Annotated in this window: 12 protein-coding genes and 1 pseudogene; all 13 read right to left on the reverse strand. The window is 57.1% G+C overall.

The features are described 5' to 3' along the window. Positions 1-456: 456 nt before the first annotated feature. The gene (locus PAE68_RS15375; protein ID WP_281888355.1) at positions 457-2682 is read right to left on the reverse strand and encodes a transglutaminase TgpA family protein; all 2226 of its coding nucleotides are present in this window, start codon (positions 2680-2682) and stop codon (positions 457-459) included. Beyond that, a complete protein-coding gene (locus PAE68_RS15380) occupies positions 2679-3926 on the reverse strand; it encodes a DUF58 domain-containing protein (RefSeq protein WP_281888356.1) in 1248 nt (415 codons plus the stop codon). The genes PAE68_RS15375 and PAE68_RS15380 overlap by 4 nt, the downstream gene beginning before the upstream one ends. A gap of 4 nt (positions 3927-3930) precedes the next feature. Next, a pseudogene (locus PAE68_RS15385) lies at positions 3931-4899 on the reverse strand (AAA family ATPase); the annotation flags it as partial. Positions 4900-5110: 211 nt separating this feature from the next. After that, positions 5111-5476, reverse strand: a complete 366-nt coding sequence (spoVAE, locus tag PAE68_RS15390) for a stage V sporulation protein AE (protein WP_281891095.1) — start codon at positions 5474-5476, stop codon at positions 5111-5113. A gap of 18 nt (positions 5477-5494) precedes the next feature. Continuing rightward, positions 5495-6511, reverse strand: a complete 1017-nt coding sequence (gene spoVAD / locus PAE68_RS15395; RefSeq protein ID WP_281888357.1) for a stage V sporulation protein AD — start codon at positions 6509-6511, stop codon at positions 5495-5497. 1 nt (position 6512) lies between these two features. After that, on the reverse strand, positions 6513-6989 hold the full coding sequence (gene spoVAC / locus PAE68_RS15400; RefSeq protein WP_281888359.1) for a stage V sporulation protein AC: 477 nt from the start codon (positions 6987-6989) through the stop codon (positions 6513-6515). Positions 6990-7015: 26 nt separating this feature from the next. Then, the gene (locus PAE68_RS15405) at positions 7016-8008 is read right to left on the reverse strand and encodes a DUF421 domain-containing protein (RefSeq protein WP_281888361.1); all 993 of its coding nucleotides are present in this window, start codon (positions 8006-8008) and stop codon (positions 7016-7018) included. A gap of 348 nt (positions 8009-8356) precedes the next feature. Continuing rightward, positions 8357-8896, reverse strand: coding sequence for a L,D-transpeptidase (locus PAE68_RS15410; RefSeq protein ID WP_281888363.1), 540 nt, complete (start codon positions 8894-8896; stop codon positions 8357-8359). A gap of 116 nt (positions 8897-9012) precedes the next feature. Continuing rightward, entirely contained in the window at positions 9013-10518 is a 1506-nt protein-coding gene (aspA, locus tag PAE68_RS15415; RefSeq protein ID WP_281888365.1) for an aspartate ammonia-lyase, read from the reverse strand. Positions 10519-10667: 149 nt separating this feature from the next. After that, entirely contained in the window at positions 10668-10877 is a 210-nt protein-coding gene (locus PAE68_RS15420) for a hypothetical protein (protein WP_281888366.1), read from the reverse strand. 35 nt (positions 10878-10912) lie between these two features. Continuing rightward, positions 10913-11875 carry an acetylxylan esterase gene (locus tag PAE68_RS15425; RefSeq protein ID WP_281891096.1) on the reverse strand — a complete coding sequence of 321 codons (963 nt, stop codon included), beginning with the start codon at positions 11873-11875 and terminating at the stop codon, positions 10913-10915. Positions 11876-11998: 123 nt separating this feature from the next. Next, on the reverse strand, positions 11999-13129 hold the full coding sequence (locus PAE68_RS15430) for a hybrid sensor histidine kinase/response regulator (RefSeq protein WP_281888367.1): 1131 nt from the start codon (positions 13127-13129) through the stop codon (positions 11999-12001). Positions 13130-13155: 26 nt separating this feature from the next. Next, complete coding sequence (locus PAE68_RS15435) at positions 13156-13734, reverse strand: chemotaxis protein CheB (protein WP_281888368.1); 579 nt, start codon at positions 13732-13734, stop codon at positions 13156-13158. Positions 13735-13774: the final 40 nt, after the last annotated feature.

The following is a 13774-nucleotide window of genomic DNA, read 5'->3' on the forward strand; positions in this document are numbered from 1 at the left end:
CCCGATAGCGCACGTTTCGTGCTTTATCCCGCTCGCACCCGCGTCTCGCTACTCCTCCTGACGCCCGATAGCACACGTTTCGTGCTTTATCCCGCTCGCACCCGCGTCTCGCTACTCCTCCTGACACCCGATAGCGCACGTTTCGTGACTTATTCCGCTCGCACTCGCGTCTCGTTGCTCCTCCTGACGCCCGATAGCGCACGTTTCGTGCTTTATCCCGCTCGCACCCGCGTCTCGCTACTCCTCCTGACGCCCGATAGCGCACGTTTCGTGCTTTATCCCGCTCGCACTCGCGTCTCGTTGCCCCCGGGTAGCTAACTCGACTCGACTCACTACCACGCCAAGCACCTCCCCCACAACGATAAAAGCCGGACGACCCTCCGATCGTCCGGCTCCATCCGATCTTTCGATGCATGACCGGACGATCTCCGATGCATAGCCCGTGCAGCAGCTCCGCTACTTCAGCTGCTCACGCAGCTTATCTACAATCTGCACCGTCTCATGCCAATCGGCCTCGGTGATATCCGCACGGCCGTACTTCGCCTTCTCGAACAAGGCGAGCAGCGTCTCGAGCTCCGGCTTCATCCAGCGGCTCTGCTTCGTCCATCGGCGTGCCGATTCACGAAGCGTCTCGTGCTCCTCACGCTCGTAGCCGCTGCGGCGCAGAATGCGCAGCAATCGCTCGCACTCGAGGATGAGCCTCTGCTTCATCTGCGAGGCGCGGCGGCGGCGCATACGCTCGCCAATCAGCTCGACGAGCTGCAAGCGCCACATCGCGTACATAACCGCAAGGGCAGCTGTCACCAGTCCTGCCACAATCGCATACACATTGCTTGACGATGCCGCCGTTGTCCCCGCCTCTACAGCAGCCGGGTCCGTCTCAAGCTCGCTCACATCGAGCTCCAGCTCCTCAACAGGCTCAGCAGTCGGCATCACGAAGCCGGAGGTCGGCTCGAAGGGCACCCAGCCGTAGCCGCTGAAGTATACCTCAACCCACGAATGAGCATCAGAATTACGCACCGTGTACTGTCCGCCCTCATTCGCATCAAGGAACTCCTCCGGCACGAAGCCGAACATCTGCTCATCGAGCTGGGAGGCACCGGCCGTATAGCCCTTCACCCAACGCGTCGGCAAGCCGACGGAGCGGGCCATCACAGCCATCGCGCTCGAATAGTAGTCGCAATACCCTTCCTTGATCTCGAAGAGGAAGCGGTCCACGAAGTCACGACTTCGCCCCTTCGTCAAGTCCGGTTTATTCGTATAAGGGAAGGTCTGCGTCAAATATTGCTCGATCAGCTTCGCCTTATCGTATTCGTTTGTTGCATTCTTCGTAATATCAGCTGCTAGCGTGCGCACGCGCTGAGGCAGCTGGTCCGGCAGCTGCAGATATGGCGTCAGCTCTGGCCTCGTCTGCAGCTTCGGCGCCTTCCGCAGCGCCTCCTCGTCGATGATCGGTATTTGCGACACGACCGTATACGTCTTCGGGTACGCCACTCGTTCGTTATACCGAAGCTCGCTGTGCAGCGTCGACCATTGCACCGCCTCGAAGCCGTTCCGTCCGCCGTTCACCGCGGTCAGCTTCTGGATGGAATAAGCACCGAATAACACCGGATAGGTCGTCTCGGTCAGCAGCTCAACCGTCTGCGTCACCTCAAGCGTCTTCGTCTGATCCCCTGGAAAACGAAGATCGAACGGCAGCGCCGTATCTGGCCGTACGGAGCTCCAGCCCGAACGGTCCAGCTCGTTCTCCTGCCAGCCACGCCCTGTATATTGCGCGAGCGCCTCACCGCGCCAGTAGCTGCGATGCGTCGTGTCGACCGTCATGACCGGGGTATAGTCAAATTGAAAGCCAGACCCAAGATTTCGGTCATTACGACTGTAACCGGAGGACGAGTCCAGTGCATCCGGTGAAGCGTTCACTTGCACGCCCTTGCCGGTGGTGAAGCTCGTCGACTCGCCCTTGTACGTCCGCCAAGCCGTATACGGATCGGTCACCATTGGACCAATCTCCGGCATGCTGACCCCGACGAGAATCGTTCCGCCGACCATCGCGGCAACAGGCAGCACAATCGAGAACGGATAGTCGGCGAGCTGGCGCCATGCGTCGGGGTCCTTACGCTTCAAGCGGCGGAAATGAGCAAGAATGAGCAGCACGAGCCCACAGCCCACAACGACCGCGACTTCACGCCACAAGTATACGTTCGAGAACGAATCCCGGATACTTAAGCCGAGCACGGAGAGGACGAGCAGCATGTAGATGCGCCACTTCGACTCGACCCACCAGATCAGCGTCAAGTAGACGACCCAGGCCCCTAGACTGAACCATAAATACGGCGTTAGCTCATACAGGTTCAAGAACAGCTTGGAGGAGACGAAGCTGCGCAGCGGCATCGCCTCGATCAAACCGTAGCTCCTCAGCACGACCACCTGGATGACGACGATCGATACGAGCTCAAGTGCCCCGCGCACGAGCCAGTGCAGCCACGGAATGTGCTCGATGATGCAGATCGCGAGCAGCGTAAGCTGAACGACCATGACCGTCTCGGGCAGCCACCAATGCTCCTCCTTCTCGAACCATAGGACGAATTGAAGCACATACAGGCCGCACAGCAGCACAGTCAATCGATGCGGCCATTCATGAAACAGCAGCTGCTGCCGGAAGGCGGCAAGTCTAGCACTCATAGCTGCCTCCCCCCTAACTGGACGGGCAGCTCCGCGAGGTCGCCCACGCAGTAGCATACAATGCCGCGCGTGCGCAGCTGCATCGCCCACGCCTCTCTGCGATTATCGGCGGGAGGCGAAATCCACAGATGACAAGGATGCATCTGCTGCTTTTTGAGCCACTGCAGCAGCATCAGCATCCCGTCCCCGTAGAGCGGACTGACGATGGTCAAGAAGCTGCCGGGCGCGAGCCGCCCGAGCTTCTCGCGCAGCATATCCCGCAGCACCTGCGGACTGTCCGGCTCTACGTCGATCAGATGCTGCAGCACGAGCTGATGCTGGTTCAAGCTTGGCCGCGGCTCAAACAGGCCGCTCTCCTCGCCGCTGGACACGAGCCCGAGCGCAAGTCCGCGCCTCGAGCCGTATTGGAACAGTGAAGCTGTTACCGATACGGCCAGCTCGAAGGAATCCTCATGTGCATAGGCGTGCGGGCTGCGATCCAGCACGACATACGTTTTGGGCAGCGACTCCCTCTCGAACTCCTTCGATTTCCACGTGCCGCTCTTCGCCGTTGCATTCCAATGAATGCGGGAAATCCGATCGCCATACATATATTCGCGCACACCGTTAATCTGGGTCGTCTCTCTGAAGGCGCGGGTCGTCGAGGACTGATGACTCATCCCCTTGATCATCTGATGATACTGCGGCCAATCTCGAATGTCGATCGTCTGCGGCAGCACGGACAGCGTCTGCGGCAGCTTCACGACACCGCGATGCTCGAACAGCCCGAAGACGTCCTCGGTGACGCATTCCGTATCACCGAAGCTGTAGTGGCCGCGGCGCATAGCCGGAGTCCGATATTCCCAGTCTGTCCTTCTGCGCCAGTCCGGGACGATCGTCGACTCGAACGTTAGCTCACGGCCGCTCTTATGATAGAGACGGTCCTTGACGAAGACGTAAGGAATCGGCCAGATGCCGGGAATGGTCAGCTGCAGACGAACGCCGAGCGAGCCGCCTGCCTCGAACGTCGTGCTGCCGTCCTTGGCGAGCAAGGAGCGGGCTCCTTGCGTCTGCTTAATGCCGCTCCACTTGCCGAGCAGCAAGTAGGTGCTGAGCAGCACCATGATGACGAACAGCATCAGGGCGAGCTTGCCGCCTTGGAACAGCAAGTAGCCGAGGCTTCCGAGCAGCGCAGCGGCCACCGCCCACAATTTACGATTAAGCTTCACGCGCAAGGACCACCTCGGAACGAATGTCGCTCTCATGGCCTCACTTCTCCCAACGTATCGGCACCTTCACCTGCTGAAGCACCGATTGCAGGACGGCTTGCACCGAAGCTCCTTCCATCCGCGCCTCCGCCTGAAGGATAAGCCGATGCCCCAATACATAAGGGGCAAGAAATTTAATATCGTCCGGTATGACATACTCCCGCGACTGGAGCAGCGCATAGGCCTTGGACGCCTGGACGAGCGCCAGCGTTGCGCGGGGGCTAGCTCCCAGATACACCGACGGATGCTCTCGGGTCGCACGTGTAATGGCTACGAGATACGCCGCGACAGCCTCATCCAGATGAACCTGCTTCACCTGCTGCTGCAGCGATAGAATCTGCTCCACATCGGATACCGGCTCCAGCGATTCCAGCGGATGAGCAAGAGACTGCGAGACGATCATGCGGGTCTCGGTCTCCGCATCGGGGTAGCCGAGGCTGAACTTCATCATGAAGCGGTCCAGCTGCGCCTCCGGCAGCGTATAGGTCCCTTCGAAGTCGATCGGATTCTGCGTCGCAAGGAGCAGGAACGGCTTCGGCAGCTCATACGTATGACCGTCAGCCGTGACGTGCCGCTCCTCCATCGCCTCGAGCAGCGCCGACTGCGTCTTCGTCGTGGCGCGGTTAATTTCATCAGCAAGCAATATATTAGCCATAATCGGACCAGCACGGAATATGAACGCCTCTTCCTTCGGATGGTAGATCGATACGCCGGTAATATCGGTAGGAAGAAGATCGGGGTTGCATTGAATGCGGCGGAATTGACCGCGGATCGACTGGGCCAGCGCCTTGATGAGCACCGTCTTGCCTGTGCCCGGTACATCCTCCAGCAGGACATGTCCGCCTGCCAGCATGGCGGTCATGAGCAGAGACAGCTCTTCACTTTTGCCGAGTATACACATTTCCAAATTCGCTTGAATGCGCTTTAGCGCAGCTACATCTTCTTGAATCAACGTTACCATCGACTGTGCCTCCTCATTGTCGCTGCTTCCTCGTACGCGTCTGTTTTTCGTTCAAGCCTATATGAAAGAGAGCTGATAAGTGCGTATACATGATGTAATCCTCATTGTACTTCATTCAAAAAACGGCGTATACGTGCAAATTTGATGAAATTGTTTGTAGAAATGCAAAAAAGCTCCGAAATCGGAGCTCTTTCTTCTGCCTGATCAGTGTTTCACGCCGTTAGCCCTGTGGACGGAATACGAGCGCAGCGAGGAAGGAGAAAATAATCGCCGCAGAGATACCTGCGCTGGTCATATGAAAGATACCGGTCAGTATGCCGATGGCGCCGTTCGTCTTCAGCTCGGCGAGCGCCCCGTGCACGAGCGCGTTGCCGAAGCTCGTAATCGGAACCGTCGCCCCTGCTCCGGCGAATTCGATAAATTGATCATACAGCCCCTTCTCACCGTACGGAATCGCCTCGACGAGCGCACCAGTTACGACAAGGGTGCTCATCGTATGCGCCGGCGTCATTTTGAACACATCCATCATCATTTGACCAACGACACAGATGGCACCGCCTATGAGAAATGCCCACACAAATTGCATCAGCTCCATATTACGCACTCACTCCCCGCTCTCGATTGCTACGGCATGCGCTATGCCGGGTATAGATTCGCCCTGCTGGAACGACAGCGGCGACAGCAACGCTCCAGTCGCAACGACGAGAATTCGCTTCAGCTCGCCCTTCGCGAGCCGCTTCAGCAGATGGCCGTAGGTGACCGTCGCCGAGCAGCCGCAGCCGCTGCCACCGGATTGTACTGCTTGATTCTCCAGATCGTAAATCATGAGGCCGCAATCCTTATATACGGTCTTATCGATCGGTATACCATGCCTATGCAGCAGCTCCTTTGCCATCGCATAGCCAACCTTCGCCAGATCGCCAGTAACAATGAGGTCATAATAGCCTGGCTCGCGGTTAAAGTCCCGGAAGTGGGATTGAAGCGTATCGACCGCCGCTGGAGCCATGGCCGCCCCCATATTGAACGGGTCCTTAATCCCCATGTCGATGACGCGGCCGATTGTAGCGCCTGTGACGACCGGACCGCTGCCGCTCCCTTGCTTGCCGATAACCGCTGCGCCCGCTCCGGTGACCGTATACTGCGCAGAAGGAGGCTTCTGCGAGCCGTATTCGGTCGGATACCGGAACTGCTTCTCCGCCGTACAGTTATGGCTGCACGTCGCCGCCATCGCGTGCTGGGCATAGCCGCCATCGACCATCATCGAGGCGACGGCCAGGCTCTCCATCGACGTCGAGCAGGCGCCGAACACGCCGACGTACGGAATTTGCAAGCTGCGCACCGCAAAGCTGTTGCTGATGATCTGGTTCATCAGATCGCCGCCGACGTAGAAGTTAATGTCCGTCTTCGCCACGCCGGAATGCTGAATCGCCAGCTTAGCCGCCTCCTCAAGCATCCGCTTCTCCGCCTTCTCCCAGCTGTCCTCGCCAAGCTTGGTGTCTTGATGTACGACGTCGAATTGATCGCCGAGAGGACCTTGCCCTTCATCCGGACCGACAACCGTCGCTGTGCCGAGAATGACAGGCTTGTTCTGAAACTCCCAGCTTTGCTCGCCAATCAGCATCTTACTGACCTCCTATTCCGAGCACGAGATGTATGATGCCGACGAAGAAGGCAGCTACTGTACCGAACACAATAACCGAGCCGGCCAGCTTGAACATGTTGCCCCCTACGCCGAGCACAAGACCTTCACTGCGATGCTCGAGCGCAGCCGAGCATACTGAATTCGCAAAGCCAGTGACCGGCACAGCCGTTCCCGCGCCAGCCCACTGGGCAATCTTGTCGTACACCCCGAAGCTCGTCAGAAGCACAGAGGTAAGAATTAATACGGCTACGGTTGGGTTGCCTGCCGTCTTCTCGGTGAAGCCGAACCAATGAATGAACATCTCCATCAGCAGCTGTCCGATAATGCAAATACCACCGCCTACGAAGAAGGCACGCAAGCTGTTACGAAATACGGGTCTTGGCGGCTCGCTTTGCTTGGCGAATTGCTGATACTCCTTTTGCGACCACGTAATTTTTTTCTTCGATTTTGTCGTCATGGTTCCTCGTGCCTTTCGTCTTAGATTCATGAATGATGCAAGTGCTCGTCCGCCCGGCTTCCACCCACTAGCGACTCCAGCTCGCGGGTTAGACCCTCGAGCTGACGACTGCATGTCTCGTACACGAGACGCTGCTCCTGACTGACAGCTGAGTCGCCATGCTCCAGCTGCTGAGCGCATCGCTCGAGCCGTCCGAGCACGAGCTGCAGCGGCTGCAGCTGCAACTGTTGCTGCGATTGAACGTGCTTCGGCTTGGACATCTGCGGTTGACCGACATCAGCAGACTGGTCGCCTTCAGAGGTCGCAGCCGCCTTGCCTGACTGCCTCTGCAACGGAACGGCATCCTCGTACGTGTCGATGTACAGCCCCCCGCCGCTATCGACCTCCGCCAGAAACACATCCTTCATCTGCAAGCCTAGCTTCTCCAGCTCGCCTGACAGCCATTCGGAGCTGCGCGGTGATTCCTTCAAGCCATCCTCCTGCAGCACGCCGTCCATAATGACGGTGTAGCTTTCCCGTTCAGGCTCGGTCTCAAGACCGAGCTGACTTGGCGTCACCGGCTGCACCTCCTTGCGCTGAAGGACGCTCAGCTCGCCGCTCGCCTCCAGCACGGCGAACTCGACATCCGCAACACGGAACACATTTTTGGTACGCAGCTGCTCGAGCAGCTCATCCGCTGTATACCGCTCCTTACGAAGATTACGCTCCAGAATACGGCCATTCCGAATGAATACCGTACCCGTCCCTTCGAAAAAATCTCTCAGCCGCTTGCTCCTAAGCGTAAGCAGCTCCATCACAAATGGTAATGTAAACCAGATGGAAAGCGCCGTAATGCCGTGTAAGAAGTGAGCCTCGATATCAGTCGAAATAAATCCGGCCAGCTCACCGATCGCAATACCTGTAATGTACTCGAAGAACGTTAGCTGGGATATTTGCTTTTTGCCAAGAAACCGGGTGATCGCAAACAAGATGACGACGGCGGCCAAGGACCGCCACGCAATATGTAACCAGTCCTCCATTCGCTAGCAAGCCTCCTGCATCATCATGGTCGTACGTTACCGCAGCTGCCTTATTACCTTCAATAGTTTGACCCTTCATCCGTAATTTATGAAAACAAAAAACCGAGCACTCTCCATAGAGAGATGCACTCGGTATCAGCATCCTACTTACACTTAAAACAGCATCAGCAGCACGATGATCAGCAAAATGAACAGTACCAATACGATAATCGTCGATTCATAATCGTTAAGCATTCTCATCCTTCCTTCCATTTGGCAGCAGCCGAGCCAACAAGTCCCCTATTACCGTATTCAAGCATGAACACGAGAGTCACGGGCAGCAGCCTAATGGTGGAAAAAAGGATGGAATCATTCCTTGATGAATACGACGGTGCCAAGCGGAATGTGACGGTACAGCCACTCCACATCACGATTGAGCATTCGAATGCAGCCCGACGAGGCGCTCGTACCGATCGAATAAGGCCGATTCGTTCCATGAATGCCGTACGTATAGCCGCCAGTGCCCGGGACGCTTAAGCCAAGCCAGCGGCTGCCAAGCGGATTCGCGGGATCGCCGCCTCGTATTTTTTTACGAACGTACCAGGGCTTGACGATCTTCGTCACGATCCGGAACGTACCGGTCGGAGTCAGCTCCACCCTCCTGCCCGTAGCGACCGGGAAGGTGCGGACGACCCGCCCGTTGTGGAAGACGGTGAGTCGGTTCTTCTTCTTCTCCACGGTCATGTAGACGCCCTCCTCCTGCAGTGACAGGAGCAGCTCTGCTTCGGACACGACAGGCTTCATGACAGCTTGTGCAGAGGCACGGCTGACCGGGACAGTGAGGGTGTGTAGCGTGAGCAGCATGAGAGCAACAATGAACACTCGAACAACGCAATATGATCGATTCACAGGCGCAATTCCTTTATGTGCAAAATATGAATAGCAGCTACAGTATGTGCCACAGCACGGCTCGACTATGCGCAATTGTGCGTGAAGCGACTAGCCAAACAGCTCGCGCATATCCATTATGAGCGGTCAGCTTCCCCACCCTCGTCTCCCGGCTCCTCACGCCGTCCACCTCGGGAGTCATCGCCGCGAAGCTCGGGTGCACCTGCATCCTGAAGCAGCGATATGCCTGCGATGCCAGGGTTCGTCATCTCATACGGATCGAGGATGAGATTCAGCTCTTCCTCACGAAGCACATCGTACAGCAGACACAGCTCGCGGACCGACTTGCCGGTCAAGATCGCTTCCCGTGCGATGCGGGCGACGACCTCATAGCCCAGATGCGGATTCAAGGCGGTAATGATGCCGACGCTGCGCTCGACGTACTCCTTGCAGATGTGCACATTAGGCTCAATGCCGTCGAGACAGTGCGTCTTGAACACCTTGAACACCTGTGCCATCATTCCGAGCGACTGGAGCAGGTTGAATACGAGCACCGGCTCCATCACGTTCAGCTCCAGCTGCCCCGCCTCGGATGCCAAGGAGATCGTATGGTCGTTGCCGATCACCTGGAAGGCGACCTGATTGACGACCTCGCACATGACCGGGTTCACCTTACCCGGCATGATCGAGGAGCCGGGCTGCCGCGGCGGCAGATTGATCTCGTTCAAGCCGGCACGCGGGCCGGATGCCATCAGCCGCAGATCGTTCGCCACCTTGGACATGTTGATCATACATACCTTTAACGCAGACGACACCTCGGTATAAGCGTCCGTATTTTGCGTAGCGTCGATGAGGTTCTCCGCATTCACCAGCGGATAGCCCGTCTGCTCGGCGAGCAGCTCGGCCACCCGCTTAATATATCTCGGGTCCGCATTCAACCCCGTGCCGACGGCCGTCGCCCCCATGTTGATCTCGTACAGATGCTGGCGCGTCTGGCTGATCCGCTTCATATCGCGGGCGAACACGCGGCGGTACGCCTCGAACTCCTGCCCGAGCCGGATCGGCACGCCATCCTGCAGATGCGTCCGCCCCATCTTAATAATGCCGTCGAACGCCTCGGCCTTCGCCTTGAAGCTATCGTGCAGCTCCTCCATGACGGCGAGCAGCTGCTCGAGCATGCGCAGCACCGCGATATGAATTGCTGTCGGGAAGGCGTCATTCGTCGACTGCGCCATGTTGACATGCGTGTTCGGGCTGAGTATGAAGTAGTTGCCCTTCTCACCGCCCATGAGCTCAATGGCCCGATTGGCAATCACTTCGTTCGCATTCATATTGATCGACGTGCCGGCTCCGCCTTGAATCGGATCGACGATGAACTGGTCGTGCCAACGGCCTGCGATGATCTCATCGGCAGCCTGTACGATAACGCGGCCCAGATGGGGCTTGAGCTGCCCCGTTTCCATGTTGGCGAGAGCGGCTGCCTTCTTGACGTGAGCCATCGCCACAATCAGCTCCTGATGAATCCGGTAGCCCGTAATCGGGAAGTTCTCCACGGCGCGCAGCGTCTGAACACCGTAGTAGGCATCTGCCGGAACATCCTTGCTGCCGAGAAAATCTTTCTCCACTCGAACTCGATTCGTCATCCTGTTCATCCTCCCGATCCATTGCGCCGTCACGACTGAGCGTTCCCGGCCCCTGGTTCTCTTATGCATACTCGAGCCCAAGCTTAGCGGATAAGATAACAAAGAGGCCGAGCCTTCCTGCAATCAATGGAGGAAAACCCGGCCCATACCTATTTCAACGTATTACGCGCCTTGCGTATGAGCTCATTCGCATGATCAATGCTGAGAAACGCCTTCTCAATCTGCTCCTTGTGCCTCTTGACTTGCTGATCCGTCCGCTCGGCATGAGCGCTCGCCTTATCCGCAACGTCCCGGCTCGTATTGATCAGATCCTCTGTTCGGTTCATGATTCCACCAAGCTCTTCCATATGCTCGGACATCGGCCACCTCCAGACCCAGATTATAACCGGTTACATTACAGCTTGCTCATGAACTGTATGATCTTGTCATGGAGACCCGGCAAGCCCTCGTGGGCAAAGTCGGGATAGAGCTCTAGCTTGTACGGAGCACGAAGCTTATTAATCGCAGCGAACTGGGTCGATGGCGGACATACCGTATCCATCAGCCCGACACCGATCAGCAGCTCAGCTTCGATTCGCGGGGACAGATGCTGAATATCGATATAGCCGAGTCTTGTGAAGAACGCATCCTCCCGCACATGCTGCGGGTCGAAGCGGCGGAAATAGGTGCGAAGCTCCTCATACGCATCCTTGCATAGATCCATCTCCCAGACGCGTCTGTAATCGCTCAAGAACGGATACACCGGAGCGGCCAGCTTAATGCGTGGCTCCAGCGCCGCACACGCCATCGTCAACGCACCGCCCTGCGACCAGCCCGTCGCGCCGACACGCGCAGCATCGACCTCAGAGAAGCTCATCACGATCGAGGCAAGCTGAGCCGTATCGAGGAAGATGTGGCGGAACAGCAGGTCGTGCGGATCGTCGCTGTCGACACCGCGAATAATATGACCATGGTGCGTATTGCCCTTCACTCCGCCCGTGTCCTCGCTGCGGCCGCCTTGTCCGCGAACGTCGAGCGACGAGACGGACATGCCGAGCGCCGCATAGACGAGCTTGTCCTGCCAATCTCCGGCATGCATCGTATAGCCATGGAATTGCAGCAACGCTGGATGCGGACCGACAGCCTGCTTCGGTCGCACATACTTCGCATGAAGTCTGGCTCCCCGCACTCCTGTGAAGTACATGTGATAGCATTCGGCAAATGGCACCTGAAAGTCAGCCGGTACAAGCTCAAGCTGGGGATCTACCGCCCGCAGCTCCTCCAGCGCCTGCGACCAATACGTGTCGAAATCGGCGGGCTTCGGACTGCGTCCGGTATACGTTTTCAATTGCTCAAGCGGCATATCGATACAAGGCATAGTCATCATCCTTTTTCACCTGCACGAACAGGGTCCGATCACACTCGGGTATTACTGCTACGGCAAGTGTTGAATTATATCTTCACTATACGCTCTGTAACGCGCCGTGACAATATGTCCATCTTACATCGATTGCCGTATCGGCAGCGCAAGCTTGAAGACAGTGCCTTCGCCGAGCGAGCTCGTAACTTGAATGAAGCCTTGATGCCGCTTGATGATGTTGTGAACGGTCGCAAGACCAAGTCCGGTGCCTTCATAGCCTCTTGCATTGCTCAGACGCGTGAACGGGGTGAAGATCGATTCGAGCTCGCTCTCTGCCATGCCGATTCCGTTGTCCTCGATCGTGAAGCAGCAAATATCAGGACTCGGCACCTCGATCTGCCTCACGACAATACGCGGCGGACGATCCTGGGCATGATATTTAATACCATTTGCAAGCAGGTTTTGAAACAGCTGATACATCTGGGTCGGGTCCGCCTCGATGCTTGGTAGCTGTCCGACGACCGTCACCTCACCTCGCTCGGCCTCAAGACGAGCGCGTAGGTCGGAGATGACATCACAGATGACCTGACTTAGATCTACCATCTGACAAGCCGACGAATCTGCGTTCACTTGAGCGAACGCTAACAGATCGGTAATAAGCCGATTCATCCGCTCAGCGGAGCTCGCGATGAGCCGAAGCGATTCCTGGCCCCGCTCGTCCAGCTGCCCTGCATTTTTCGTTAGCATCAGCTCGGTTAAGCCGGAGATGGCGTGAAGCGGATTTTTCAGATCGTGGGAGACGACCTGTGCGAACTCGGTCAAGCTCTGGTTGCTTCGCTCAAGCTCACTCTGGATCGCGACAAGCTCCTGCTTCTTCTTGTTCAGCTCCAGGAATACTTTGACCTTGCTGAGCAGAATGTCGACGTCGACGGGCTTGAACAAGTAATCGACCGCTCCCGTCTCGTACCCCTTGAACACGCTCTTGTCCTCTTTATTAATCGCCGTAACGAATATAATCGGTATTTGCTTCGTATCCTCATGACTGCGCAATATTTCGGCAAGCTCGAAGCCATCCATCTCCGGCATGTTCACATCGAGCAAGATCAACGCGAAATCATGCCGAAGCGTATAGGAGAGCGCCTCGTTACCGGAATGCGCCATATGAATGTCGCAGCCGAGCGAGCTCAATATTTTTTCCATTGCGTACAAATTTTCTTTGCGATCGTCAACTACTAATATTTTCGTAGCCGGATAGCTCTGAGCGCCGCTCATGTTGAACCCCTTTCTGCTTCGTGCGTTCATGAGCACGAGGCGGCTATTTCGTTCAGCAGGAGGCCGATCGCCTCCAGCTCGACAACGTAGTCTGCTTCCACGAGACGCAGCGCTGCAGCCGGCATCGTCGAATATTCAGCAGTTGCCGGATTCTGGACGATGGCCAGCCCTCCAGCACGCTTGATCGCCAGCAAGCCGCGGCTTCCATCGGCGTTCGCTCCCGTCAGCACGACGCCTATGCATCGTCCGCCGAGCGCATACACCGCGCTCTCGAACAGCACATCGACAGACGGACGGGAATACTGCACAGGTGGATCGACAGACAGGGCGAGCGTACGGTCATCCTCGACGAGCAGATGGTAGCCGGCCGGTGCGATGTAGGCGACTCCCGCCTTCAGCTTCTCCTTGTCGTCCGCCTCCTTCACTTGAATGGCGGCGACACCGTTCAAGTAATCGGCCAAGTAGCTGTCACTGCCTTCCTTCAAGTGTTGAACGATAACGATCGGAAGCGGGAACGAGGGTGCTATCGCTGTCAGCAGTGTGCGAAGCGCCTGCAGCCCTCCAGCCGATACGCCGATGAAGGCGGCCTCATAGTTGTCAGTCATTGCGCTTGGCGCCTCCTTCCGTGCGATGGGCGCAGCAGTC

Source organism: Paenibacillus sp. YYML68, assembly GCF_027923405.1.
Taxonomy (GTDB): domain Bacteria; phylum Bacillota; class Bacilli; order Paenibacillales; family NBRC-103111; genus Paenibacillus_G.